This is a genomic window from Cellulosimicrobium sp. 4261 (assembly GCF_040546915.1).
Taxonomy (GTDB): domain Bacteria; phylum Actinomycetota; class Actinomycetes; order Actinomycetales; family Cellulomonadaceae; genus Cellulosimicrobium; species Cellulosimicrobium cinnabarinum.
On sequence record NZ_JBEPOQ010000013.1, the window covers coordinates 74,307 to 99,560 of the forward strand.

20 protein-coding genes and 2 tRNA genes are annotated in these 25,254 nt (G+C 74.4%); 13 read left to right on the plus strand and 9 right to left on the minus strand.

The window, feature by feature from the left end:
* Nucleotides 1–38: 38 nt before the first annotated feature.
* On the minus strand, nt 39–1,742 hold the full coding sequence (gene ptsP, locus ABIE39_RS15235) for a phosphoenolpyruvate--protein phosphotransferase (protein ID WP_175008162.1): 1,704 nt from the start codon (nt 1,740–1,742) through the stop codon (nt 39–41).
* Nucleotides 1,743–1,948: 206 nt separating this feature from the next.
* Between ptsP and ABIE39_RS15240 the strand changes: the two genes are divergently transcribed.
* Nucleotides 1,949–2,230 carry a PTS sugar transporter subunit IIB gene (locus ABIE39_RS15240; RefSeq protein WP_255181276.1) on the plus strand — a complete coding sequence of 94 codons (282 nt, stop codon included), beginning with the start codon at nt 1,949–1,951 and terminating at the stop codon, nt 2,228–2,230.
* A 69-nt stretch (nt 2,231–2,299) separates the two neighbouring features.
* On the opposite strand, the gene ABIE39_RS15245 is transcribed toward ABIE39_RS15240, so the two are convergent.
* Nucleotides 2,300–3,442 (minus strand): mechanosensitive ion channel family protein, encoded by a 1,143-nt coding sequence (locus tag ABIE39_RS15245; protein WP_354052402.1) that lies wholly within the window; start codon nt 3,440–3,442, stop codon nt 2,300–2,302.
* Between the two features lie 90 nt (nt 3,443–3,532).
* Here ABIE39_RS15245 and malQ point away from each other — a divergent pair, with 90 nt between their 5' ends.
* Nucleotides 3,533–5,713, plus strand: coding sequence for a 4-alpha-glucanotransferase (gene malQ / locus ABIE39_RS15250; protein WP_175008164.1), 2,181 nt, complete (start codon nt 3,533–3,535; stop codon nt 5,711–5,713).
* A 170-nt stretch (nt 5,714–5,883) separates the two neighbouring features.
* Here the strand turns inward: malQ and pepN are convergent, their stop codons facing one another.
* Complete coding sequence (gene pepN / locus ABIE39_RS15255) at nt 5,884–8,475, minus strand: aminopeptidase N (RefSeq protein ID WP_354052404.1); 2,592 nt, start codon at nt 8,473–8,475, stop codon at nt 5,884–5,886.
* A 207-nt stretch (nt 8,476–8,682) separates the two neighbouring features.
* Here pepN and ABIE39_RS15260 point away from each other — a divergent pair, with 207 nt between their 5' ends.
* On the plus strand, nt 8,683–9,327 hold the full coding sequence (locus ABIE39_RS15260; protein WP_400109818.1) for a mycothiol-dependent nitroreductase Rv2466c family protein: 645 nt from the start codon (nt 8,683–8,685) through the stop codon (nt 9,325–9,327).
* Between the two features lie 201 nt (nt 9,328–9,528).
* On the plus strand, nt 9,529–10,713 hold the full coding sequence (locus tag ABIE39_RS15265; protein WP_175008166.1) for a hypothetical protein: 1,185 nt from the start codon (nt 9,529–9,531) through the stop codon (nt 10,711–10,713).
* Nucleotides 10,714–10,781: 68 nt separating this feature from the next.
* Here ABIE39_RS15265 and ABIE39_RS15270 read toward each other — a convergent pair whose 3' ends face one another.
* Nucleotides 10,782–12,836: a M13 family metallopeptidase gene (locus tag ABIE39_RS15270; protein WP_354052406.1), complete on the minus strand. Its 2,055-nt coding sequence runs from the start codon at nt 12,834–12,836 to the stop codon at nt 10,782–10,784.
* A gap of 60 nt (nt 12,837–12,896) precedes the next feature.
* Here ABIE39_RS15270 and ABIE39_RS15275 point away from each other — a divergent pair, with 60 nt between their 5' ends.
* Together ABIE39_RS15275 and ABIE39_RS15280 are read left to right on the plus strand one after the other, a co-directional pair.
* Nucleotides 12,897–13,358 (plus strand): ribose-5-phosphate isomerase, encoded by a 462-nt coding sequence (locus ABIE39_RS15275; RefSeq protein ID WP_209827511.1) that lies wholly within the window; start codon nt 12,897–12,899, stop codon nt 13,356–13,358.
* Between the two features lies 1 nt (nt 13,359).
* Nucleotides 13,360–14,367, plus strand: a complete 1,008-nt coding sequence (locus ABIE39_RS15280) for an Fpg/Nei family DNA glycosylase (RefSeq protein ID WP_354052408.1) — start codon at nt 13,360–13,362, stop codon at nt 14,365–14,367.
* A gap of 37 nt (nt 14,368–14,404) precedes the next feature.
* On the opposite strand, the gene ABIE39_RS15285 is transcribed toward ABIE39_RS15280, so the two are convergent.
* Nucleotides 14,405–15,745: a GNAT family N-acetyltransferase gene (locus ABIE39_RS15285; protein WP_354052410.1), complete on the minus strand. Its 1,341-nt coding sequence runs from the start codon at nt 15,743–15,745 to the stop codon at nt 14,405–14,407.
* A gap of 67 nt (nt 15,746–15,812) precedes the next feature.
* Here ABIE39_RS15285 and ABIE39_RS15290 point away from each other — a divergent pair, with 67 nt between their 5' ends.
* Nucleotides 15,813–16,211, plus strand: coding sequence for an MGMT family protein (locus ABIE39_RS15290; RefSeq protein ID WP_175008170.1), 399 nt, complete (start codon nt 15,813–15,815; stop codon nt 16,209–16,211).
* A gap of 15 nt (nt 16,212–16,226) precedes the next feature.
* On the opposite strand, the gene ABIE39_RS15295 is transcribed toward ABIE39_RS15290, so the two are convergent.
* From ABIE39_RS15295 to ABIE39_RS15310, 4 genes are all read right to left on the minus strand, one after another.
* Nucleotides 16,227–17,276, minus strand: a complete 1,050-nt coding sequence (locus tag ABIE39_RS15295; RefSeq protein WP_175008171.1) for an LLM class F420-dependent oxidoreductase — start codon at nt 17,274–17,276, stop codon at nt 16,227–16,229.
* 178 nt (nt 17,277–17,454) lie between these two features.
* The gene (epsC, locus tag ABIE39_RS15300) at nt 17,455–18,084 is read right to left on the minus strand and encodes a serine O-acetyltransferase EpsC (RefSeq protein ID WP_255180981.1); all 630 of its coding nucleotides are present in this window, start codon (nt 18,082–18,084) and stop codon (nt 17,455–17,457) included.
* Between the two features lies 1 nt (nt 18,085).
* On the minus strand, nt 18,086–19,021 hold the full coding sequence (cysK, locus tag ABIE39_RS15305) for a cysteine synthase A (RefSeq protein WP_021482934.1): 936 nt from the start codon (nt 19,019–19,021) through the stop codon (nt 18,086–18,088).
* A gap of 507 nt (nt 19,022–19,528) precedes the next feature.
* A tRNA-Gly gene (locus tag ABIE39_RS15310) sits at nt 19,529–19,599 on the minus strand.
* A gap of 204 nt (nt 19,600–19,803) precedes the next feature.
* On the opposite strand from ABIE39_RS15310, the gene ABIE39_RS15315 reads away from it, so the two are divergent.
* The 6 genes from ABIE39_RS15315 to clpX all read left to right on the plus strand — a co-directional run.
* Nucleotides 19,804–19,877: transfer RNA gene (locus ABIE39_RS15315), tRNA-Pro, on the plus strand.
* 86 nt (nt 19,878–19,963) lie between these two features.
* Nucleotides 19,964–20,932, plus strand: coding sequence for a DMT family transporter (locus ABIE39_RS15320; RefSeq protein WP_209827517.1), 969 nt, complete (start codon nt 19,964–19,966; stop codon nt 20,930–20,932).
* 95 nt (nt 20,933–21,027) lie between these two features.
* Complete coding sequence (tig, locus tag ABIE39_RS15325) at nt 21,028–22,437, plus strand: trigger factor (RefSeq protein ID WP_209827519.1); 1,410 nt, start codon at nt 21,028–21,030, stop codon at nt 22,435–22,437.
* Between the two features lie 241 nt (nt 22,438–22,678).
* The gene (locus ABIE39_RS15330; protein WP_044144211.1) at nt 22,679–23,326 is read left to right on the plus strand and encodes an ATP-dependent Clp protease proteolytic subunit; all 648 of its coding nucleotides are present in this window, start codon (nt 22,679–22,681) and stop codon (nt 23,324–23,326) included.
* Between the two features lie 37 nt (nt 23,327–23,363).
* Nucleotides 23,364–24,080, plus strand: coding sequence for an ATP-dependent Clp protease proteolytic subunit (locus ABIE39_RS15335; protein WP_074810524.1), 717 nt, complete (start codon nt 23,364–23,366; stop codon nt 24,078–24,080).
* 203 nt (nt 24,081–24,283) lie between these two features.
* Nucleotides 24,284–25,254: ATP-dependent Clp protease ATP-binding subunit ClpX (clpX, locus tag ABIE39_RS15340; protein WP_354052413.1), on the plus strand; the 971-nt coding region annotated here is incomplete at its 3' end.

A 25,254-nucleotide genomic window follows, 5' to 3' on the forward strand; every position in this document is an offset into this window, starting at 1 on the left:
GAGCCCGGAGCCGCCGCCCGGGGCGGTCCGGGCGCACGTCACAGCCCGAGCTCGGCGAGCACCGGCAGGTTCTCGCGGACGACGGCGCGCGCCTCCGCCGCGCTCTCCGCCTCGACCGCGAGGCGCGCGAGCCGTCGGCACTCGTCGACGTCGACCTCGCGCAGGAGCGCCGCGACGTCGGGGATGGCGCGGGCCGTCATGGACAGCGACGACACCCCGAGCCCGACGAGCACGACGGCGAGCACCGGCTGGGACGCCGCCTCGCCGCACACCCCCACGGGCCGGCCCTGCTGGGCCCCGCCCGCGCACGTCGCCTCGACGAGCCGGAGGACGGCGGGCTGCCACGGGTCGCTCAGCTCGGCGAGCGACCCGAGGAGCCGGTCCGCGGCCATCGTGTACTGCGTGAGGTCGTTCGTGCCGATGGACGCGAACGCCGCGCGCGCGAGGATCGGCCCGGAGAGCAGGGCCGCGCTCGGGACCTCGACCATGACGCCCGCCACGTCGAGCCCGTGCGCGCGGCAGCGCTCGACGAACCACTCGGTCTCCCCGACGGTCGAGACCATGGGCGCCATGACCCACACCTCGGCCTCCTCGGCCGCGGCCGCCTGCGCGATCGCGTCGAGCTGCTGCTCGAGGAGCTCGGGCCAGCGGGCGGCGGTGCGCAGCCCGCGCACGCCGAGCGCCGGGTTCTCCTCGTCGTCGACCGTGAGGAAGTGCAGCGGCTTGTCCGCGCCGGAGTCGAGGGTGCGGATCACGACCTTGCGCCCGCCGAACTCGTGGAAGACGGTGCGGTAGGCGGCGACCTGCTCCTCGACGGTGGGCGGCTGCTCGCGGTCCAGGAAGCAGAACTCGGACCGGAACAGCCCGACGCCCTCCGCGCCGGACGCGGCCGCCGCCGCGGCGCCCGCCGGGTCGCCGACGTTCGCGAGGAGCTGCACGCGGTGCCCGTCGCGCGTGCGACCCGTGCCGTCGAACGTGCGCACCTGCTGCGAGCGGGCCCGCGCCGCGGCCACCTGCTCGGGCGACGGGTGCACGACGACGGTCCCCGCCGCGCCGTCGACGAGGACGACGTCCTCCGGGGCGAGCGCCGCGCTCGCCCCCGTGGCCGCCACGACGGCGGGGATGCCCTTGGCGTTCGCGACGATCGCGGTGTGCGACGTCGGCCCGGCGCCGTCGGTGACGATCGCGAGCACGCGCGCGGGGTCGAGCGCGGCCGTGGCCGACGGCGCGAGGTCGTACGCGACGAGGACGAACGGCTCGGCGTGCTCGGGCACCCCGGGCGCGGGACGGTCGGTGAGGGCCGCGACGAGGCGGTCGCGGACGTCCGCGACGTCGCGGGCGCGCTCGGCGAAGTACCCGCCGAGCTCGGTGAACTGCCGCACGACCTCCTCCGCGGCCTCCCACACCGCGCGCTCGGGCACGAGGTGCTCGTCGAGCACGCGGCGCCGCGCGTCGGCCGCGAGCGTGGGGTCGGCCGCCATGGCCGCCGTCGCCTCGAGCACGTCGCGCGCGTCGCCGTCGGCGGCGTCGGCCGCGCGCTGGAGGTCGCCCGCGACCTGCTCCGCCGCGGCGTCGACACGCCGGGCCTGCGCCTCGTGGTCCTCGCGCGGGCCCATCCGCAGCCCGGGTGCCGGCTCGTCGATCGCCTCCGGCATGAGCACCACCGGCCCGACGACCGTGCCGGGGCACACGCCGATGCCCGTGATGACCTGCCGTGCCTCGTCCTCGGTTCCGCCCGTCACGACCCTCGCTCCTGTCCGCCTCGGGCGTGCGACCCGGGTGCCCGGGCCGGTGCGCACGCGTGCCCGTCACGGTCGACCGCCAGGCCGCCGTGCACGTCCCTGTTGCGGGGGCGTTGCGGGGCCGCGTCGATCCGGTGACAACCTCGCCAGGAGACTAGGCTGTTCCCAGGTGCTCGGCACCCCGACACCCCGGATCCCCCGCGCGGATCCCCACCCGCGACTCGCCTCAGGAGACACTTTCGATGAGCACCCCCTCGGACCAGAAGGCACAGAACATCCTCGACGCCCTCGGGGGTCAGGGCAACGTGGTCGACCTCGAGCCGTGCATCACGCGCCTGCGCGTGGAGGTCACGGACCCCCAGCTCGTGGACGAGGCGCGCCTCAAGGCGACGGGCGCGTTCGGCGTCGTGCGCTCGGGCCGCGTCGTCCAGGTCATCGTCGGCCCGGAGGCCGACAACCTCGCCGCGGAGCTCGACGGCCTGCGCTGAGCCTCCACCGGGTCCCTCCGCACGGAGGGACCGGCGCCGTCGTGGTCGTGCCCGACGGCGCCGCGCGGCTCAGGGCGCCGTGCCCCCCGCCGCGTCCTGCACCACGGTCGCCGCGGCGGCACCGCGCCTCTCGCGAGCCGCCTGCGCGGACCTGTCGTCCGTGTCGTCGGGCCGGTCGTCGGGCCCTGTGCCGGACCGCGCGTCTGCCCGGTCGTCGGGCAGGGACGGGGAGTGGTCGAGGACGACCACCTGCTGCGCCCCGGCGAGCGGGATGCGCGCGTCGGACAGCGCCTGCCGGACGCGCGAGCGCAGCGCGCGCGCCACCTCCCACTGCATCGCGGCCTGCGTCTTCACCTGCACCTTGAGCTGCAGGGCCTCGGCCGTCATGGCCTCGATGCCCGTGACCTCGGGCGGCTCGAGGAAGTACGTGCCGAGCACCGGGTCGCTCCCGACGTCCTCGGCGGCCGCGAGCAGCGCCGCGCGCACGGCCTCGACGTCGGCCCAGTACGCGACGCGGACGTCCACCACCGCGCGTCCCCACTCCTGGGTCTTGTTGCCCGTGCGCAGGATCTCGCCGTTCCGGACGAACCACAGCGTGCCGTTGCCGTCGCGGACCTTCGTCACGCGCAGCGCGACCTCCTCGACGGTGCCCGTGACCTCGCCGAAGTCGACCGTGTCGCCCACGCCGTACTGGTCCTCGAGGAGCATGAACGTGCCCGAGAGGAAGTCCTTCACGAGGCTCTGCGCGCCGAAGCCCAGCGCGACGCCCGCGATCCCGGCCGACGCGAGGAACGGCGCGATGTTCACGCCGAGCTCGGTGAGGACCATGAGCACGATCGTCGCGCCGATGACGATGTTCGCGGTCGAGCGCAGCACCGAGCCCACGGTCCGCGCCCGCTGCGCCCGACGGGCGCTCGCGAGCGGGTTGGCGCGCAGCAGCACCGTGCCGACCTCGGACTGGCCCAGGCCCTTGAGCCGCTTGCCCCGGAGCGTGGGCGTGCCCTCGGCGATGTGCTCGGAGACGCGGCGGATGAGCCGGCGCACGACCGCGAGGACGAGCGCGCCGATCACGACGATGAGCAGCACGCGCAGCGGGAGGCCGACGAACCACTCGAACCAGTCGTCGGGGTTGCTCGCGTCGAAGCCGTTGGCGAGCTCTTCCGTGACCTCCGCGGGCGCGCGCACGGCAGGAGCGAGAAGGGGGAGGGACATGCGGGCAGGGTACCCGGGGCACATGAGAGCGCCCCGGGCACGCCGGGCGATCGTCCTGCCCGCAAGGCCCTGGTCTGGCAGGATGCAGGCGTGAGCGAACCCCCGCAGACGGACCTGCCCGAGCCGTTGGTGCAGCTGGCCGACGCCCACGGCGTCGCGTCCGACTTCTGGGACTTCGACGGGACGCGCCGCCAGGTCCGGGCCTCGACCCTCGTCGCCGTGCTGGAGGCCCTCGGCGTCCCCGCGTCGTCCCCGGAGAAGGTCGCCGTCAGCCTCGAGCACTCGCGCGACGACGCGTGGCGCCAGATGCTGCCCCCGACCGTGGTCGTCCGGCAGGGGGACGCGGTGCCGGTCCCCGTGCACGTCCAGGACGGCTCCGCCGTCGACGTCTGGGTCGAGCTCGAGGCCGAGCAGGGTCGCCACGGCGGCGCGGCCGGCCACCACGCCGCGCGCCCTGCGCGCGAGCGCCGCGACCTCGGCCAGCTCGACCTGTTCGTCGAGCCGCGCACGGTCGACGGTCGGCGCGTCGGCCGCGCGACGTTCGAGATCCCGGCCGACCTGCCCCTCGGGTGGCACGACCTGCACGCCGAGAGCGACGGCGCCCACGCGCGCGCGACGCTCGTCGTGACGCCGCAGCGGCTCGAGCTGCCCGCAGCCGTCGCGGAACGCCGCGCGTGGGGCTTCATGGCCCAGCTGTACTCGGTGCGGTCGCGCGCGTCCTGGGGCGTCGGCGACCTGGCCGACCTGGCGGACCTGGCCTGGCTCGCCGCGCACGAGGCCGGCGCGGACTTCGTCCTCGTCAACCCGCTGCACGCCGCCGAGCCCCGCACCCCGATGACGCCCTCGCCCTACCTCCCGACGAGCCGCCGCTTCGTCAACCCGCTGTACATCAGGGTCGAGGACATCCGCGAGACGGGGTACCTGTCCGCGGCCGACCGCTCGCTCGTCGAGTGGGCGTTCGACCCGGTGCGCGACCTCGACACCGACCCCGGCCCCATCGACCGCGACGCCGCGTGGGAGGCCAAGAAGGCGGCGCTCGAGGTCGTGTTCACCGCGCCCCGGTCGACCGCCCGGCAGGCGTCGCTCGACGCGTTCCGCGCCGAGCAGGGCAAGGGGCTCGAGGACTTCGCCACGTGGTGCGCGCTCGCCGACCACTACGGCGACCGCGACTGGCCGCCCGGCGCGTCCGACCCGAACGGCCCGACCGTCGCGGCGCTGCGCGAGCAGCTCGCCGACCGCGTCGAGTTCTACTGCTGGCTCCAGTGGGTGGCCGACGAGCAGCTCCGCGTCGCGCAGCGCACGGCGCGCGAGGCGGGGATGTCGGTGGGGATCATGCACGACCTCGCGGTCGGCGTGCACCCCGAGGGCGCGGACGTCTGGTCGCACCGGGGCGTGCTGGCCACCGGGGTGTCCGTCGGGGCGCCCCCGGACATGTACAACCAGCAGGGGCAGAACTGGTCCCAGCCGCCGTGGCACCCGCGCGCGCTCGCGCGGGCCGGGTACGCCCCGTACCGCGACATGCTGCGCACCGTCCTGCGGCACGCGGGCGCGATCCGGATCGACCACGTCATCGGCCTGTTCCGGCTGTGGTGGATCCCGGGCGGCGCGCGCGCCGACGCGGGCGCGTACGTCCGCTACGACCACGAGGCCCTCGTCGGCATCCTGTGCCTCGAGGCGCACCGCGCGGGCGCGATGGTCATCGGCGAGGACCTCGGCGTGTTCGAGCCCTGGGTGCGCGACTACCTCGCGGACCGCGGCGTCCTCGGCACGTCCGTCCTGTGGTTCGAGAAGACCGACGACGGCCGGCCGCTGCCCCCGGAGGACTACCGGCGCCTCGCGCTCGCGACCGTCACGACGCACGACCTGCCGCCCACCGCCGGGTACCTCGCGGGCGAGCACGTCGAGCTGCGGGACCGTCTGGGCGTGCTGACGGAGGACGTCGCCGACGTGCGACGGGCCGCCCGTGCCGAGCGCGACGCGATGATCGCGTTCCTGCGCGAGCGCTCGCTCGTGGGCGAGGACCCGTCCGAGCGCGAGCTCGTCGAGGCCCTGCACCGCCTCGTCCGCAGCACCCCGGCCGTGCTGCTCGGCGTCTCGCTGGCCGACGCCGTGGGGGAGCGCCGCTCGCAGAACCAGCCGGGCACGGACCAGGAGTACCCGAACTGGAAGGTGCCGCTCGGCGACTCGTCGGGCAACCTCGTCCTGCTCGAGGACCTCTTCGACTCCGCCCGCCTGCGCTCGCTCGCCAAGGCGATGAACGACTCCCTCTGACCGGCCGAGCAGGCCGTCCTGGCCCGTCCTGACCGCCGCACGCGCCGGGACCGCCTGCTCGACGCGCCGGTACCGCCTGGTCGCGGACCCGCCCGGGACGACGAGCGCCGGGTCGCTCCGTCGGACGGAGCGACCCGGCGCGGGGTCGTGCGGGGCGCCGGCCCGGCGGGTCAGGCGTCGGCGGCCTGGGCGGCGAGGGCGCGCTCGACGCCGGCGAGGTTCTCCACGACGAGCCGGCGCAGCGCGGGGGCGGCGTCGGCGTTGGCGTCGAGCCACTCCTGCGTCGCGTCGCGCAGCACCGTGCTCGCGAGCGGCGCGGGGTAGAGGCCCGTGACCAGCGCCTCGGCGATGTGGTAGGACCGCTGGTCCCACAGGGGGAGCAGCGCGTCGAAGTACGCGCCGACGAGCGGGGCGAGCGACTCGGGGTCGTTGACGTGCTGGAACCCGAGCGTGGTGGCGCGGACGATCGCGTTGGGGGCGTCGTCCGAGCCCACGAGGCGGTCGAACGCGGCGCGCTTCGCCGCGGCGGTGGGCACGGTCGCGCGGGCCCGCGCGGCGGACTGCTGACCCGTCGCGGTCGAGTCGGCGTCGAGCGTCGCCTCGATCTCGGCGTCGTCCGCGAGGTCGAGCAGGACGAGCCCTTCGAGGATCTCCCAGCGCAGGTCGGTGTCGATCTCGAGCCCGTCGAGGGCCGCGGAGCCGTCGAGCAGCGACCGCAGCGCCTCGCCGTGCGTGGGCGTGGACGCGAGGTGCGCGAAGAACTTCACGAGCTGGAACTGCAGGTCCGAGCCGGGGGCGGCGTCCTGCGCGAGCGACCAGAGCACGTCGCCGACGTGCGCGAGCGTCTCCTCGCGGCGCTCCGGCGCGACGTACGTCTTCGCGGCGAGCGCGAGCTGGTTGAGCGTCGTACGGATCGTCGTCGACTCGGTCTCGCGGGCGATGTTGCCCAGCACGAGGCGCACGTAGTCGCTGGCCGGGGTCTCGCCGTCGCGCGTCGCGTCCCACGCGGAGCCCCAGACGAGCGAGCGGGCCAGCGGGTCGGCGAGGTCCGCGAGGTGCTCGGTCGCGACCTGGAGCGACGCGGGGTCGAGGCGGATCTTCGCGTACGCGAGGTCGTCGTCGTTGAGCAGGACGAGCTGCGGGCGGTCGAGGCCGAGCAGCTCGGGGATCTCGGTGCGCGGCCCGGCCACGTCGACCTCGGTGCGGTGCACGCGGGTCAGGACCTGCTCGCCGTCGACCTCCTGCACGTCGTAGAAGCCGATCCCGAGCCGGTGCGGGCGTAGCGTCGGGTGGTCGGCGGCCGCCGTCTGCACGACGGAGAAGGTGGTGAAGCGGCCGTGGGCGTCGAGGTCGAACTCGGGTCGCAGCGTGTTCACGCCCGCGGTCTCCAGCCACAGCGCGGACCACGCGGTGAGGTCGCGGCCGCTCGTGGTCTCGAGCTCGACGAGCAGGTCGCGCAGCTCCGTGTTGCCCCATGCGTGCTTGCGGAAGTAGGCCGCGACGCCGGCGAGGAACTGCTCCTTGCCGACCCACGCGACGAGCTGCTTGAGCACCGACGCGCCCTTGGCGTAGGTGATGCCGTCGAAGTTGACGAACACGTCCTCGAGGTCGTTGATCGTCGCGACGATGGGGTGCGTCGAGGGCAGCTGGTCCTGGCGGTAGGCCCAGGACTTCTCCATCGCGGCGAACGTCGTCCAGGCCTCGCGCCACTCGGTCGCCTCGGCGGTCGCGAGCGTCGACGCGTACTCCGCGAACGACTCGTTGAGCCACAGGTCGTTCCACCACTTCATGGTCACGAGGTCGCCGAACCACATGTGCGCGAGCTCGTGGAGGATCGTCACGACGCGACGCTCCTTGACCGCGTCGGTGACCTTGGACCGGAAGACGTACGTCTCGGTGAACGTCACGCACCCGGCGTTCTCCATCGCGCCCATGTTGTACTCGGGCACGAAGAGCTGGTCGTACTTGTCGAACGGGTACGGGTGCTCGAACGCGGACTCGAAGAACGCGAAGCCCTCGCGCGTCTTGTCGAACACGTAGTCGGCGTCCATGTGGTCGGCGAGCGACGCGCGGCAGAAGACCCCGAGCGGGATCGTGCGGCCGTCGGACGACGTGAGCTCGCTGCGCTCCACGACGTAGGGACCCGCGACGAGCGCGGTGATGTACGACGAGATGCGCGGCGTCGGCTCGAACGCCCAGCGCGCGACCTCGACGTCGCCGGCGCCGGTGCCGGTCGGGTCGGCCTTCGTGCCGAGCGCCTCGGGTGCCGGCGTCGGCTGGTTGCTCACGACCTCCCACGCCGCGGGCGCGGTGACCGTGAACGCGAACGTGGCCTTGAGGTCGGGCTGCTCGAACACGGCGAACACGCGCCGCGAGTCCGGGACCTCGAACTGCGTGTAGAGGTAGACCTCGCCGTCGACGGGGTCGACGAACCGGTGCAGGCCCTCGCCCGTGTTCGTGTACGCGCAGTCGGCGACGACGCGCAGCTCGTTGTCGGCCGCGAGGCCGTCGAGCGCGATGCGCGAGTCGGCGAACACCTGCGCCGGGTCGAGCGGGCGGCCGTTGAGCACGACCTCGCGCACGGTCGGCGCGACGAGGTCGACGAACGTGCTCGCGCCCTCGGTCGCGGTGAACCGCACCACGGTCGTCGACGCGAACGTCGTCGCCCCCGTCGTGAGGTCGAGGTCGACCTCGTAGGACTGGACGTCGACGATCGCCGCGCGCTCGCTCGCCTCGGCGCGGGTGAGGTTCTCTCCGGGCACTGCATCTCCTCGGTCTCGTGGTCGGGCCGGTCGGCCTCGACGGCGGCCTGTGGGCCACGGACGATCATCCCACGCGTGCCCGCGCCCGCTCCCGGGAATACGCTGCGGTCGCGCGGTGTCGGAACGAGGTGGGGACGCCGTCGGCCCGGCCGCGCGCCCCGGCGACCCGGACCCCCGGGCGCGACCGACGACGAAGGAGACCGCCCCGTGACGCTCACCGCCACGACCGACCCGACCGCGACCGAGGACGACCTGCGCGTCGCCGACTTCTGGTTCGACCCCGTGTGCCCGTGGGCGTGGATGACGAGCCGCTGGATGGGCGAGGTCGAGCAGGTGCGCGACGTGACCGTCCGCTGGCACGTGATGAGCCTCGCGGTGCTCAACGAGGGCCGGGACCTGCCGGAGGAGTACCGCGAGCTCATGGAGAAGGCGTGGGGCCCGGTGCGCGTGGTCACCGCCGCGCGCGTCGAGCACGGCGAGGACGTCGTCAAGCCCCTCTACGACGCGATCGGGACGCGCCTGCACCCGGGCGGTCGCACGGACTACGACGCCGTGGTGCGCGAGGCGCTCGCCGAGGTGGGCCTGCCCGCGTCGCTCGCCGAGGCGGCGGGTTCCGACGCCTACGACGAGCAGCTGCGCGCGTCGCACGCCGAGGGCATCGGTCGCGTCGGCGAGGACGTCGGCACCCCCGTCGTCGCGTTCGGCGGGACGGCGTTCTTCGGTCCCGTGGTGACGCCCGCCCCGAAGGGCGAGGCCGCCGGCCGGCTGTGGGACGGGTGCGTGCTGGTCGCGAGCACGCCGGGCTTCTTCGAGCTCAAGCGCACGCGCACCCAGGGGCCGGTCTTCGACTGACGTCGGGCACGGCGTCGCCGTCGTGCGGACGTCGTGCCGACGTCGTGCAGACCGCGGGGGCAGGGGCGTCGCGGGGCTCCCGGGGTTCGACCGGTGCGGGTGGCTCGTGCCATGCTTCGTCAGTTCGCGGGCGGTGTCAGGAGCGCCCGCCGCCCGGTCGCACCGGGCGAGTCCGCCGAGGAAGCCCGCGAGGAGCCGAGCATGTCCCCGAACGCACCCGTGCCACCGCCGCCGCCGCCCCCCGGCGGCGTCCCGGGGGCCGCGGTCGGTCGTGACGACGCCCAGCCGACCACGGCGTTCGCACCCGTGCCCGCGCACGCGTCCTCCGGGCCGCCCTCCTTCGCCCCGACGAGCGGACCGACGGCCCAGGCACCGCGCGCCACGCCCGCGGACGGTCAGCCGACCGTCGTCGCGTCGGCGGCGTCCTTCCAGGCGACGACGGTCCAGCACGTCACGCCGATCACGCAGCTCCCGACGGCGGCGCAGCCCGCCGTCCCGGCGCCCTCGCCGTCCCCCGTGCCGCCGCAGCGCGTGCGCTACGCGACCGAGCAGAACGGCTTCGGCGTCGCGGCCCCGGTCGGGACGGCCGCGGGCCGTCCGGGCTACGCGCCGGGCGACACGTCGGCCGGGTACGCCGCGGCAGGCCCGTACGCGGGCGGTACCGCGGCGTACGAGCCGACCGGCCAGCCCGCCCACGCGGCGGCCACGCCGGCGTCGCAGCAGCCCGCGTACCACCCGCCGGCCTCGGCGGCCCCGGCCGCCGCGCCGCGCGCGGCGTCGACGGGCGCACCGTCCGGGCCGTCGACCGGCGGTCGCGGCGGGCGCGGGGGGAGCGGCGACGGTCGCGGCTCGAACCGTCTGGGCGCCGGATGGATCGCGTTCATCGTGGTCGACGCGCTGCTCGTCCTCGGGGCGATCGTCTTCGCGATCTCGTTGCTCGGCGGCGGCGACGAGGAACCGCTCGGCGGGGCGTCGACGTCCCCGGCGGCGTCCGCCACGGAGGGAGCGGAGGAGACGCCTCCGGCCGAGCCCACGGTGTCCGAGACGTTCGCGTCGGAGTCGCGGAACATCACCTGCGAGGTGACGGACGTCAGCGCGACGTGCGTCATCGCCCAGCTCGGCGCGCAGCCCGCCCCGGTGGACGGGTGCGACGGCACGGTGGGCTACAAGGTCGTGCTGGAGGCCGGCGGCGGCGTCGACCAGCCGTGCGTGCCCGCGGCCGAGCAGCCGCAGCCCGCGCCGGGGGACACCGCGATCCTCGACTACGGCACGTCCAAGACGGTCGGCCCCTTCACGTGCGACAGCGCGGAGACCGGCATGACGTGCCGCGACGACGCCACGGGCAAGGGCTTCACGATCGCGCGCGCGGGCATCCGGACGCTCTGACCGGACCGACCACCACGCACGAGGGCCCGCGGCGGGACGACCCGCCGCGGGCCCTCGTGCGTCCGGCGTCACCAGATGCGCACGCGCTCCTCGGGCGCGAGGTAGAGCGCGTCGCCCGGCTGCACGTCGTAGGCGCGGTAGAACTCGTCCACGTTGCGCACGACCCCGTTGCAGCGGAACTCGTTGGGCGAGTGCGGGTCGGTCGCGATGCGCCGCACGACCTCCTCGTCCCGGCCCTTCGACTGCCACACCTGGGCCCAGCCGAGGAACACGCGCTCGATGGCCGTGAGCCCGTCGACCACGGGCGCCTCGTCCAGCGGACGGCCGAGGGCGATGCGGTAGGCCTTGAGCGCGATGGACAGGCCGCCGAGGTCGCCGATGTTCTCGCCGATGGTCAGCGCGCCGTTGACGTGCGGGCCGTCCTCGCCGAGCTGGGCGGGTCGGTACGCGTCGTACTGGGCGACGAGCGCCGTCGTCCGCTTCTCGAACTCCTCGCGGTCGCGTGCCGTCCACCAGTCCTCGAGGCGGCCCGCGCCGTCGTACTTGGAGCCCTGGTCGTCGAACCCGTGACCGATCTCGTGGCCGATCACGGCGCCGATGCCGCCGTAGTTCACGGCGTCGTCGGCCTCGGGGTCGAAGAACGGGGGCTGGAGGATCGCGGCGGGGAAGACGATCTCGTTCATGCCCGGGTTGTAGTACGCGTTGACCGTCTGGGGCGTCATGAACCACTCGTCGCGGTCGAGCGGACGCCCGATCTTGCCGAGCTCGCGGTCCTGCTCGAACGCGTGCGCGCGGCGCACGTTGCCCACGAGGTCGTGCGCGTCGACGACGAGCGCCGAGTAGTCGCGCCACCGCACGGGGTAGCCGATCTTCGGCGTGAAGGCCTCGAGCTTGGCGAGCGCCTTCTCCTTCGTCTCGTCGGTCATCCAGTCGAGCGTCGTGATCGACTCGCGGTAGGCGGCCACGAGGGAGGCCACGAGCTCCTCCATGCGCGCCTTGTGCGCGGGCGGGAAGTGCCGCGCGACGTACTGGGCGCCGACGGCCTCGCCGAGCGCGCCCTCGACGACGGAGACGGCGCGCTTCCAGCGCTCGCGCACCTCCTGCGCTCCCGACAGCGTGCGCCCGTAGAAGTCGAAGTTCGCCTCGACGAGGTCGTCGGAGAGGTAGGGCGCCCGGGCGGTGACGAGGTGGTACACCATCCACAGCTTCCAGTCCTCGAGCGGCTCGCTCGCCCAGAGCTCGGCGAACCCGGCGGCGAAGTCCGGCTCGCGCACCACGACGTCGTCGAGCGAGCCCTGCGGCGCGCCGAGCGCGAGGACCCACGCACGCCAGTCGAACCCGGGCGCCTCCTCCACGAGCGCGGCGAGCGTGCGCGGGTTGTAGGTGAGGTCGGCGTCGCGGTCGCGCACGACGTCCCAGTGCTTCGCGGCGAGCCTCGTCTCGAGCGCCATGATCCGCTCGGCGGCGTCCTCGGGCGTCGCGCCCCACGTCTCGGACGTCACGCCCGCGAGCGCGAGCATGCGCGCGACGTGCGGCACGTACTTCTCGCGCACGGGCGCGTACTGGTCCTCGCGGTAGTACGCCTCGTCCGGCAGGCCGAGCCCCGACTGGTAGAGGTAGGCGACGTAGCGCTCGGGGTCCTTCGCGTCGTTGTCGACCCAGAATCCGACGGCGCCGGCGCCGCCCGTGCGCTGCAGTGCGCCGAGCGCGCCGGTGAGCTCGGCCTGCGTCGTCGCGGACGCGATCAGCGCGAGGTCCGGCTGCAGCGGCGTGGTCCCGAGCGCCTCGATCCGCTCGGTGTCCATGAAGCTCGCGTAGAGGGACCCGACCTTCGCGGCGTCCGGCCCGACGTCCGCGCCGCCCGCCGCGACCTGCTCCCCGAGGTCCGTGATGATCTCGCGGACGTGCACCTCCGCCTGGTCGTAGAGCGCCCGGAACGCGCCGTCCATCGCGCGGTCGGCGGGGATCTCGTGCGTCGCGAGCCAGCGCCCGTTGACGTGGCGGTACAGGTCGTCCTGCGGGCGGACGGCGGGGTCCAGCGCGTCGAGGTCGATGCCGGAGCGCGCGGCGTCGGGGGTGCCGGACGAGGCCGGAGGCGTGGACGTCGGGGAGGTCTGTGTCATGCGTCTCAGGCTACGGCCTCACCCCGGCGGCGAGGGGGCCCGCTGGGGCATGATGAGCCCATGCGCGTTCACATCGCCGCGGACCACGCCGGCTACGAGCTCAAGACCCATCTCGTCGAGCACCTGGGGGCGGCGGGTCACGACGTCGTCGACCACGGTGCCCACACGTACGACGCGCAGGACGACTACCCGTCGTTCTGCTTCGCGGCGGGCGAGGCGGTGGCGGCGGAGCCCGGTTCGCTGGGCGTCGTCATCGGCGGCTCCGGCAACGGCGAGCAGATCGCGGCGAACAAGGTCGTCGGCGTGCGCGCCGCGCTCGCCTGGAACCTGGAGACCGCGCGCCTCGGGCGGCAGCACAACGACGCGAACGTCGTCGCGGTGGGCGCGCGCCAGCACTCGGTGGACGAGGCGGTCGAGCTCGTCGACGCGTTCCTCGCGGAGCCGTTCAGCGGCGACCCGCGCCACCAGCGCCGCATCGACCAGCTCGCGGCGTACGAGGCGGCACGCAGCACCTCGGCCTGACGTGCCCGAGGGCCACACCGTCCACCGCCTCGCGCGCGCCTTCGGCGAGCTCTTCACGGGCGAGCCGCTCGCGGTGAGCAGCCCGCAGGGCCGGTTCGCCCCCGGCGCGGCCCTGCTCGACGGGCGCGTGCTCGTCGCGAGCGAGGCGTGGGGCAAGCAGATGTTCCTCGGCTTCGCCGCGCCGGGTGCCGCGTCCGACGACGTCCGCTGGCTCCGCGTGCACCTCGGCCTCTACGGGGCGTGGACGTTCGCGGGCGACGGCGGCACCGCCGTCGTGCACGCGATCGGCGCGCCCCGGCGCCGGATCGGTGAGCGTGAGACCGTCCCGGCGGGCCCGGGGGAGGCGCCCGACGGCGCCTGGTCGCCCCCGCCGCCGCGCGGCGCCGTGCGCGTCCGGCTCGTCGGCGCGCACGCGGTCGCGGACCTCACGGGCCCGACGGCGTGCGAGGTCGTCACGGCCGACGAGAAGCGTGCCGTCGAGGACCGGCTCGGGCCCGACCCGATCCGTGCTCCGGGCCCCGGGGAGCCTGACGCGCGCGACGCGTTCGTCGCCGCGGTGCGGCGCTCGCGGAGCCCCGTCGGGCTGCTCCTCATGAACCAGGACGTCGTCGCGGGCGTGGGGAACATCTACCGCGCGGAGGCGCTGTTCCGGGCCGGGCTCGACCCGATGCGCCCCGGCCGCGACGTGCCCGCGGAGGACCTGCGGACCGTGTGGGACGACCTCGTCGTGCTCATGCGCGACGGCGCGCGCACGGGCGCGATCGTCACGACCCGCCCGGAGCACCGCGACGACGGCACGGCCCCCGACGGCACGGCCCCCGGCGGCGCGGCGACCGGGCGGCGGCGCGTGCGGCAGAACACCGACGTCGCGCCCGACGCCGTGCCCGCGGACGAGGCGTTCTACGTGTACCACCGCGACGGGCTGCCGTGCCGGGTGTGCGGCACACCCGTGCTGCTCAAGGAGCTCGCGGGGCGCAACCTCTTCTGGTGCGGCGTCTGCCAGACGTGACCGCGGGTGCACCCGGGACCCGGGTGCACCCGCCGCGTCAGAACACCCAGCTGCACACCGGCGCGACGGGCCAGCCGAAGGCCGCGCTCGCGCGCGCGAGCGCGCCGGGGGAGTGCTCGGCGACGAGACCCGCCGCGCCGAGGGCCGCGAGCGACGTCCCGCCCAGGTAGGCCGCGCCGAGCTCGCGCACGTCGAGCGAGACGTCCGCCGCGTCGTCGGTCCGCTCGGCCGTCGCCGCGCCGAAGGCCTCCGCCCGCAGGCGCCAGCGTCCCGCGTTGTCGGGCAGGCGCGCGTCGGTCACGTGCAGGACGACGTCGACGTCCGCCGCGTACCGGCGCGCGGCGAGCGCGCCGGGCACGTCCACGACCCGGACCCACAGGTTGTCCGCGAGGCGCGGCGACGCGGAGCGCGGGTCCACGAGCAGGCTCGTGACGACGTCGTCCACGGGCAGCATGAAGGGCGTCACCTCGTGCGTGAGGTCGAGGTCGGTGAGCACGCCCCACAGCGCGCGGGCGGCCGCGGCGTCGAGCGCGACGACCTCGCCCGTGCTCACCGGGCCGCGCGGGCCCGTCGCCTCCCACGAGAGCTTGCGGTGGAAGCGCGCGTACCCGCGCGGCTCGCCGTCGAGCTCGACGACCGCGATGCGCGTGGGCTCGCGGTCCTTGCGCCACACCTTGGCGTCGTCCCAGAACGTCGCCTGGAGCTCGGGCGTCTCGCGCGTCGCCCACCCCGGACGGTTGATGCCGGCGCCCTGGCCCGTCGGGTCGGCGCCCGCGCGCTCGTGGATCGTCGCGACGAGCTGGCCGTGCCGCGCGCGGTCGGCGCGCTCGATGCGCACGGTGTGGCGCTCGGCACCCGGGACGTCGCGCAGCGCGACGCCGCGCGGGACGGTGAGCCGTACGTCGTCGGCCGCCTTGCCGTACCCGAAGCGGCCGTAGATGGCCGCCTCCGCCGCGAAGAGCGCCGAGACCGGCTCGCCCCGCTCGCGGCACCGGGCGAGGTGCGTGTCGATCATCGCGCTGAGGATGCCGCGCCGCCGGTGCGCGGGGTGGACGCCCACCCAGGTGAGGCCCGCGACCGGTGCGGTCGCCCCGGGGACCGGGAAGCGCGCGAACGGGTACGACGCGTGCATCCCCACGAGCTCGCGCCGCACGGGGCGCGCACCGTCGACCGGCGGCGCGTCGACGTCCTCGCGCTCGACCGTCACACCGAGCGCGCGTTCCCAGGTGAGCGGGAAGGGGAGGTCGACGAGCTCGTCGACCTCGACCGGCGAGGGGAACGTCGTGGTGTCGAGGTCGAGCACGTCGCGCAGGTCGGCGGACGTGAGGGGGACGATCTCGTAGCCGTCGGGGAGGCGGGCGGGTCGGTGGTCGTTCATGCCCCCGATCCTGGCGTCCCGGGCGGTGCTCGCGCCAGGACATTCGCGACGGCTAGGGTCGGGCGCCATGGCACGACGCACCCCCGGACGTGACGGAGCCGGCGACGACGACCGCGCCGACCCCCGGGCCCTCGCCCAGGAGTACGCGACCGCGGTGCTCGACCTCGTGCGGCGCGTCCCGCCCGCGCGGGCCATGACCTACGGGCTCGTCGCGGAGATCGTCGCGGAGTCGCTGGGGCGGGGCGGCCCGCGCCAGGTCGGGCAGGTGCTCGCCGGGTCGTCCGGGGTGGACGACGACGGCGCCCCGGTCCCGTGGTGGCGGATCGTCAACGCGGCGGGGTCGCCGCCCGCGCACCACCTCGACGCGGCGCTCGCGGAGCTCCGCGCCGAGGGGTGCCCGCTGTCGCGCGACGGGCGCCGTGTGGACCTGCGCCGTGCCGTCTGGTTCCCCGGCGCAAACGACTGACCGCCGCGGTCGGGATCAGCCCGGGGTCGGTGCCGCGAGGAGCGGGGCGAGCGTCTGCACGGCCGTCGCGTCGCCCTGGACGAGGAGCGTCGTCACCGCCGTCTCGCGCCACGCCGCGAGGTCGCGCGCGATCTTCTCGGGCGGCCCCACGAGCGCGACGTCCTCGACCATCGACGTCGGGACGGCGGCGGCGGCGAGGTCCTTGCGGCCCGCGAGGTAGTGCGCCTGGATCTCGTCGCACGCCTCGGCGTACCCGAGGCGGTCGAGCGCGTCGCGGTGGAAGTTCGCGCCCTTGGCGCCCATCCCGCCGACGTACAGCGCGAGGAACGGGCGCACCTGGTCCGCCGCCTGCTCGACGTGCTCGCGCACGACGACGGGGACGGTCGCGCTCACCTCGAACGACGACTCGGGCGAGCGGTCGGGCGCACGCCGCGCGAAGCCGTCGGCGAGGAGCTCGCGGAACGTGGCGTCCATGCGCGGCGAGTAGAACAGCGGGAGCCAACCGTCCGCGATCTCGGCCGCGAGCGCGATGTTCTTGGGTCCCTCGGCCGCGAGATGGATCGGGAGGTCGGCCCGCAGCGGGTGGACGGTCGAGCGCAGCGGCTTGCCCAGGCCCGTCCCGGCGCCCTCGGGCAGGGGGAGCGGGTAGTGCGGCCCGGACGACGTCACGGGCGCCTCCCGGCGCAGGACGTCGCGCACGACCTGCACGTACTCGCGCGTGCGCGCGAGCGGCTTCGCGTACGGCTGCCCGTACCAGCCCTCGACCACCTGCGGCCCGGACACGCCGAGGCCGAGGACGAACCGGCCGCCCGAGAGGTGGTCCATCGTCAGCGCGGCCATCGCCGTCGCGGTCGGGGTGCGTGCGGAGACCTGCGCGACGGCCGTCCCGAGGCGGATGCGGGTCGTGCGCGAGCCCCACCACGCGAGCGGCGTGAACGCGTCGGAGCCGTAGGCCTCCGCGGTCCAGACCGAGTCGACGCCGAGGCGGTCGGCCGCCACGATCGCGTCCTGGATGCCGTCGGGGGGACCGGCCGACCAGTAGCCGGTGTGGATGCCGAGGCGCATGCGCGCTCCTCCTCGTCGAGGGTCGTGGTGCCGGGCCGGGCTGCCGCGGACGGGCGGCCGCGAGCGGCGGTGAGCGGGCGGTACCCGAGGGCGTACCGGGCAGGGGGGTATCCGGTACGCGCGGTCTCAGGTACCGCCCGCGACCACACTAGCCGATCCGGGGGCGCCGTCGCGGCCCTCAGATGACGTACTCGATGAGGAGCGACGGGTCCTCGACGGTCTCGCGCGCGGCGGGCGTGCCCGCCGGCATCCGGACCGTGGCCGGCACGCCCACGGCGACGGCGCCCGCGGGCACGTCCTTGACGACGACGGCGTTGGCCCCGACCTGGACGTCGTCGCCGACCCACACCGGGCCGAGGATCTTCGCCCCGGCACCGACGACGACCCGGTCGCCGAGCGTGGGGTGGCGCTTGCCCCGCTTCATCGAGCGCCCGCCGAGCGTCGACGTGTGGAAGAGCACGACGTCGTCGCCGACCACGGCGGTCTCGCCCACGACGACGCCCATCCCGTGGTCGATGAACAGCCGTCGGCCGATGCGCGCCCCGGGGTGGATCTCCACGCCGGTGAGCGCTCGCGCCGCCTGCGACACGAGGCGTGCCGGCAGGCGCAGCAGCGGCTCGCGCCACATGCGGTGCGCGAGCCGGTAGGCCCACACGGCGTGCACGCCGGGGTACGCGAGAGCGACCTCGAGGCGGCTGCGCGCGGCGGGGTCCCGCCGTCGGGCCGCCTCGAGGTCCTCGCCGAGCACGCGCACGAACCGGCGCAGCCGGTGGCCGGCCGTCCGTGCGCGGGGGTGGGGGTCGGTCACGTCAGTCCAGCAGGTCGGCGTAGAGGACGGAGGACAGGTAGCGCTCGCCGAACGACGGGATGATCGTCACGATGAGCTTGCCCGCGTTCTCGGGACGCGCGGCGAGCTGCAGCGCGGCCGCGATCGCGGCGCCCGACGAGATGCCGACGAGCAGGCCCTCCTCCTTGGCGGCGCGGCGCGCGTACTCGACGGCCGTCTCGGCGTTGACGTCGATCACCTCGTCGTAGACCGAGGTGTCGAGGATCTCCGGCACGAAGTTCGCGCCGATGCCCTGGATCTTGTGCGGGCCGGGCTGGCCGCCGTTGAGGATGGCCGACTCCTCCGGCTCGACCGCGACGATCTGCACGCCGGGCTTGCGCTCCTTGAGCACCTGGCCCACGCCCGTGATGGTGCCGCCCGTGCCGATGCCCGCGACGACGATGTCCACCGCGCCGTCGGTGTCGGCCCAGATCTCCTCCGCCGTCGTGCGGCGGTGGATCTCCGGGTTCGCCTCGTTGGCGAACTGGCGGGCCAGGATCGCGCCCTCGCGCTCGGCGACGATCTCGTCGGCGCGGCTGACGGCGCCCTTCATGCCCTCGGAGCCCGGCGTGAGGATGAGCTCCGCACCGAACGCGCGCAGCAGCGCGCGGCGCTCCTTCGACATCGTCTCCGGCATCGTCAGCACGACGTCGTACCCGCGCGCCGCACCCACCATCGCGAGCGCGATGCCGGTGTTGCCCGACGTCGCCTCGACGATCGTCCCGCCGGGCTTCAGCTCCCCGGACGCCTCGGCGGCGTCGATGATCGCGACGCCGATGCGGTCCTTGACCGAGTTGGCGGGGTTGTAGAACTCGAGCTTGCCCACCACGGTGGCGCCGAGCCCCTCGGTGAGCTTGTTGAGCCGGACCAGCGGGGTGTTGCCGACGAGCTGCGTGACGTCGTCGTAGATGCGTGCCATGTCTTCCTCTTCTGTCGACGGCTCGGGGTGAGCCAGGTGGGGGTACCGATGGGGAGCGGGGCGCGCCCGGTGGCCGGGGTCCAGCGTCTCGCGGGGGCGGCGCGGACGCGCGCGGACGGCGGGACGGGCTCGGGCGGGACGAGGGACGTGCGCGGGCGTGCCGGGGCACGCGGGGACGGCCGTCGTCAGCGGCAGCCGAGACAGCGACAACAGGAGGTGCGCGGCGCGGCGCGGTGCAGCGATGCAGGACGCGCGGTCGTCGCGGTCATTCCTCGCTCCTCCTGGTCGGTCGCGCCGGGAGCCGCCCGGAGCTCCGGGCGTGCCGACGGCGCGCGTGCCCTGAGGCTATCGGTCCGCGGCGCGGCCCTGCAACGCCGTCCGGGGAGGGCTCGTGGCAGCGTGCGGGCGGCGTCGGGCCCGGAGCGCCGTGCGCGGCAGGACGGACGGGGGACGACGACGGGCGCCCGGCCGTGGAGGCGGGGCGCCCGTGGTGTCGAGGACGATCGGAGCGGGCGACGGGAATCGAACCCGCGTAGCCAGTTTGGAAGACTGGGGCTCTACCATTGAGCTACGCCCGCGCGGGTCGTGAGATGCGTCCGGTGGTCGGCCTCTGCGGCCGCCCGGGACGGCGTGCCACCGACCTGCGGCCGCCACCCTAGCAAACGTCGGCGGGCGGCCGGTGCCCGCGTCGTCGCCCTGCGCGTCCGTGCGCGGCCGGCGCCGTCGGTGGCGCACCGTCCCGCCAGTACACTTGCCCCTGGTCCGCCCGCCGCGGCGGACGACGGGGTGTGGCGCAGGTTGGTAGCGCGTCCGCTTTGGGAGCGGAAGGTCGCAGGTTCAAATCCTGTCACCCCGACCTTCGCGCGGCGCCCTGCGGGGGCGTCGCGGGACGTCGCCGACGTCCGGGCCGTCGCGGCGGCCCCGGTCCCCAGGAGGTGCCCGTTGAGCGAGGCCTTCGCGCCCGCCGGCCCGGCGGCCCGCGTCACCGTCGCCGCGCTCGTCGCCGCCGGGAGCGGCGCGGTGCTCTCGCTCCAGGGGCGCCTCAACGGCGATCTCGGTGCCGCAGGGACGGGACCCGTCCTCGCCGCATGGCTCTCCTACGTGGGCACCCTCCTCGGGACCGTGCTCGTGATCGTCGTCCGCCGCCGCGTCCGGTCGACGCTCGCCGTCGTGCGCTCGACCGCCTCGTGGTGGTGGTTCGCGGTCGGGCTGTGCAGCGTGCCGATCGTCGTCGCGATGGCCGCGGGGATCCCGCTCGTCGGGGTCGCGGTCGCCTCGGTCTGCGCCGTGGCCGGCCAGACCGTCGCCGGGCTCGCGCTCGACGCGCGGGGCGTCGGGCTGCCCGCGCCCCTTCGGCTCACGCCGCGTCGCGCGGGAGCGGGCCTCGCCGCGGTGGCGGGGCTCGGGATCGCGGTGCTCGGCAGCAGCGCGGGCGGCCCCGGGTGGGCGGTGGTCGCGGCCGGTACGGCGCTCTTCGTCGGCGGCGCGGTGCTGTGCGGCCAGCAGGCCGGCAACGGCCGTGTCACGGAGCTCACGGGCGACCCCGTCGTGGCGACCCTCACCTCGGTCACCGGCGGCCTCGCCGGCATCACGCTCGTGTGCGCCCTCGGCGTCCCCCTCGGGCTGCTCGACGGCGTCACCCTCCCGGCGCAGTGGTGGCTCTACCTCGGCGGCCCCCTGGGGACCCTCGTCACCGTCGCGGCCGCGTGCGCCGTCCGGCACCTCGGCACGTTCGTCCTCACGCTGACCGTCGTCGGCGGGCAGATGGTCATGGCGGTGCTCCTCGACGCGGTCGGCGCGGTCGGACTGCGGTGGCCGACCGTCGCGGCGACGGCGGTCGTGGCGCTCGCGGTGCTGCTCGCCGTGCCGCGACGGGCGCCACGGGCGAGCCGCCGCGTCGAGCGCGCTTGACCGCTCGCGTACGATGGGACGGTTGCCCGTACGCCCGCGTGCGGTGCCGTCCCCGGCCGTCCGCGGCCCGCCCCGATCAGTTGGAGATCATCGAAGTGAAGAGCGCCGTCGAGACCCTGGACCCCACCAAGGTCAAGCTGACCGTCGAGGTGGAGTACGACGAGCTCAAGCCGAGCATCGACCACGCCTACAAGCACATCGCGGAGCAGGTGAACATCCCCGGCTTCCGCAAGGGCAAGGTCCCGCCCCGCGTCATCGACCAGCGCGTCGGCTGGGGCGCCGTGATCGAGCACGCCGTCAACGACGCGCTCTCCGGCTTCTACCGCCAGGCCGCGAGCGAGGAGAACCTGCGCCCCCTCGGCCAGCCCGAGGTCGAGGTCACCGAGATCCCGGCGAAGGCCGGCGAGGGTCAGCTGGTCTTCACCGCCGAGGTCGAGGTCCGCCCCGAGATCACGCTGCCCGCGCTCGACTCGCTCGCGATCACCGTCGAGCCCGCCGAGGTCACGGACGAGGACGTCACCGAGCGCCTCGACGCGCTGCGCGAGCGCTTCGGCACCCTCGTCGGCGTCGACCGCCCCGCGGCCGAGGGCGACTTCGTCGTGCTCGACCTGAAGGCCGAGATCGACGGCGAGGAGGTCGACTCCGTCTCCGGCGTCAGCTACCAGATCGGCTCGGGCAACATGCTCGAGGGCCTCGACGAGGCGCTCACCGGCCTGTCTGCCGAGGAGACGACCACGTTCAACGCGCCGCTGGCCGGCGGCGAGCACGAGGGCAAGGAGGCCGCGGTCACCGTCACCGCCACCTCCGTGAAGCAGCGCGACCTCCCCGAGGCCGACGACGAGTTCGCCCAGCTCGCCTCCGAGTTCGACACGCTCGAGGAGCTCACCGCGGACCTGCGCGAGCAGGTCGCGAGCATCAAGACGTCGAACCAGGCCGTCGCGGCGCGCGACGAGCTGCTCAAGGCGCTCAACGACGCCGTCGAGATCCCCGTCCCCGCGGGCGCCGTCGAGGCCGAGGTGCACCGCCACCTCGAGTCCGAGGGCCGCCTGGAGGACGACACGCACCGCGCCGAGGTCACGGTCGAGGCGACCGACGCCCTGCGCAACCAGATCCTGCTCGACACGCTCGCCGAGCAGCTCGAGATCAAGGTCGCGCAGAACGAGCTCCTCGAGTACCTCGTGAGCGCCTCGCGCCAGTACGGGATGGACCCGAACCAGTTCATCCAGTCGCTCGACCAGGGCGGGCAGATCCCCGCGATGGTCGGCGAGGTCGCGCGCTCCAAGTCGCTCGCCGTCGCGCTGCGCCAGATCGAGGTCAAGGACACCGCCGGCAACGTGGTGGACCTGACCGAGTTCATCGGCTCGGACGACGAGGACGCCGCCGCGGACGAGCCCGTCGAGGACGTCGCCGGTGAGCCGGTCGAGGAGGCGCTCGTGGACGACTCCGCCGCCCCCGCGGCCGACGCCCCGGTCGAGGACGACGAGAAGGACGCGACCAAGGCCTGACGCCTCGGCGGCCTCGGCCGGACGGTCCCCACGACGGCCCGCACCCTCTGCGCGAGGGTGCGGGCCGTCGTCGTCGGCGAGGGTCGGCGCACCTGGTGCGCCGTCAGCGAAAACGCGGCCCGCCGGGACGAACGGCGGGCACGGACCGCGTTAGGGTCACTGCAGCACGGCTGGACCGGGACGCCGTCCCGGCCGGCCAGGGCAGCGCAGGCGGGGGCGACCCGCGGGAGCGACGAAGGAGATGGATGTGAACGAGCTGTACCTGCCGTCCGACGCGACGGCCCCGGTGAACCGCGCCGAGGGTCCGGGCCTCGGACTCAACGACTCCATCTACAACCGGCTCCTCAAGGAGCGCATCATCTGGCTCGGCTCGGAGGTGCGCGACGAGAACGCGAACGCGATCTGCGCCCAGATGATGCTGCTCGCCGCGGAGGACCCGGACAAGGACATCTGGCTGTACATCAACTCGCCCGGCGGCTCGATCACGGCCGGCATGGCGATCTACGACACCATGCAGTACATCCAGCCCGACGTCGCGACGATCGCCATGGGCATGGCGGCCTCGATGGGGCAGTTCCTGCTGTCGTCCGGCACCAAGGGCAAGCGGTACGCGACGCCGCACGCGCGCGTCATGATGCACCAGCCGTCCGGTGGCATCGGCGGTACCGCGACGGACGTGCGCATCAACGCGCAGCTCATCATGCACATGAAGCAGGTGCTCTCCGAGCTCACGGCCGAGCAGACCGGCAAGCCGCTCGAGCAGATCCTCAAGGACAACGACCGGGACAGCTGGTTCACCGCGCAGGAGGCGCTGGAGTACGGCTTCATCGACCACGTCGTCACCAACGCGTCGTCCGTGACCGGCGGCGGCGGCACCACGGGTTCCTGACCCCGCACCGGACACCAGACTTCACCGAGGAGAACCCGTGAGCTTCAGCGCCGAGTCCCAGTACCTGTCCACCGCCCAGCGCCTCGCCGGCCCCGCGGCCCGTCCCGGCGGCGTCGCCCTGCCGGGCGGCGCGCCGTCCGCCCGCTACGTGCTCCCGCAGTTCGAGGAGCGCACGGCCTACGGCTTCAAGCGGCAGGACCCTTACACCAAGCTGTTCGAGGACCGCATCATCTTCCTGGGCGTCCAGGTCGACGACGCGTCCGCGGACGACGTCATGGCCCAGCTCCTCGTGCTCGAGAGCCAGGACCCGGACCGCGACGTCATCCTCTACATCAACTCGCCGGGCGGGTCGTTCACCGCGATGACCGCGCTCTACGACACGATGCAGTACATCAAGCCGCAGATCCAGACGGTCTGCCTCGGCCAGGCGGCCTCCGCCGCGGCCGTGCTGCTCGCCGCGGGCCAGCCGGGCAAGCGTCTCGCGCTCCCCAACGCGCGCGTGCTCATCCACCAGCCCGCGATGGAGGGCGGCGGCTACGCGCAGGCGTCCGACATCGAGATCCACGCGAACGAGCTCATCCGCATGCGCGAGTGGCTCGAGGACACCCTCGCGCTGCACTCGGGCAAGTCGGTCGAGCAGGTCCGCCAGGACATCGAGCGCGACAAGATCCTCACCGCCGAGCAGGCGAAGGAGTACGGCCTCGTGGACCAGGTCCTCGAGAGCCGCAAGGCCGTCGCGATCAACAAGCCGTGACCCGGCACGCCTGACCACGCGCCGCGCCGCCGTCCCCGTCGGGGCCGGCGGCGCGACACGTTTGCGCCCCGTGCGGAGAGCCCACCTGACAACGGGGGCCCCGTGGTGTGGAATGGGGAGCAGGACCCGCTCGGCCGTGCCCGGGCCCTGAGCCGTCGAACCCGACGGCCGGAGGACCGGGCACCGGGACAAGGAGACGCGTAGTGGCTCGTATCTCAGACGGTGCCGACCTGCTGAAGTGCTCGTTCTGCGGCAAGTCGCAGAAGCAGGTCAAGAAGCTCATCGCGGGCCCCGGCGTGTACATCTGCGACGAGTGCATCGACCTCTGCAACGAGATCATCGAGGAGGAGCTCGCCGAGGCGACTGAGCTCGGCCTCACGGAGCTGCCCAAGCCCAAGGAGATCTTCGAGTTCCTCGAGCAGTACGTCATCGGCCAGGACGCCGCGAAGCGGGCCCTGGCCGTCGCGGTCTACAACCACTACAAGCGCGTGCAGGCGGGGGAGCAGGCCAAGCCGTCGAACCCCGACGACGCGGACTTCGTGGAGCTGGCGAAGTCGAACATCTTGTTGATCGGTCCGACGGGGACGGGCAAGACGTATCTGGCGCAGACGCTGGCGCGGATGTTGAACGTGCCTTTTGCGATCGCGGACGCGACGGCGCTCACCGAGGCGGGGTATGTCGGTGAGGACGTGGAGAACATCTTGTTGAAGTTGGTGCAGGCGGCGGACTTCGATGTGAAGAAGGCTGAGACGGGCATCATCTACATCGATGAGATCGACAAGGTGGCGCGCAAGGCGGAGAACCCCTCGATCACGCGGGACGTGTCGGGTGAGGGTGTGCAGCAGGCGTTGTTGAAGATCATCGAGGGCACGAGCGCGTCGGTGCCGCCGCAGGGTGGTCGTAAGCATCCGCACCAGGAGTTCATCCAGGTGGACACCTCGAACGTGCTGTTCATCGTGGCGGGGGCTTTTGCGGGGTTGGACGACATCGTGGCGGCGCGGGCGCGCAAGCGGGGTGTGGGTTTTGGTGCGCCGATCGAGACGGGTGCGGGGGAGGACCTGTTCGCGCAGGTGCGGCCCGAGGATCTGCACCGGTTCGGGTTGATCCCGGAGTTCATCGGGCGCCTGCCGGTGATCGCGTCGGTGGCGGCGTTGGACCGCGAGGCGTTGGTGCG

Coding starts and splice junctions, on each gene's coding strand:
- ABIE39_RS15290 (WP_175008170.1), top strand. CDS start 15,813: ATGGCACGACGCACCCCCGGACGTGACGGAGCCGGCGACGACGACCGC.
- ABIE39_RS15285 (WP_354052410.1), bottom strand. CDS start 15,745: ATGAACGACCACCGACCCGCCCGCCTCCCCGACGGCTACGAGATCGTC.
- ABIE39_RS15275 (WP_209827511.1), top strand. CDS start 12,897: ATGCGCGTTCACATCGCCGCGGACCACGCCGGCTACGAGCTCAAGACC.
- ABIE39_RS15265 (WP_175008166.1), top strand. CDS start 9,529: ATGTCCCCGAACGCACCCGTGCCACCGCCGCCGCCGCCCCCCGGCGGC.
- ABIE39_RS15295 (WP_175008171.1), bottom strand. CDS start 17,276: ATGCGCCTCGGCATCCACACCGGCTACTGGTCGGCCGGTCCCCCCGAC.
- ABIE39_RS15245 (WP_354052402.1), bottom strand. CDS start 3,442: ATGTCCCTCCCCCTTCTCGCTCCTGCCGTGCGCGCGCCCGCGGAGGTC.
- cysK (WP_021482934.1), bottom strand. CDS start 19,021: ATGGCACGCATCTACGACGACGTCACGCAGCTCGTCGGCAACACCCCG.
- ABIE39_RS15330 (WP_044144211.1), top strand. CDS start 22,679: ATGGATGTGAACGAGCTGTACCTGCCGTCCGACGCGACGGCCCCGGTG.
- ABIE39_RS15270 (WP_354052406.1), bottom strand. CDS start 12,836: ATGACACAGACCTCCCCGACGTCCACGCCTCCGGCCTCGTCCGGCACC.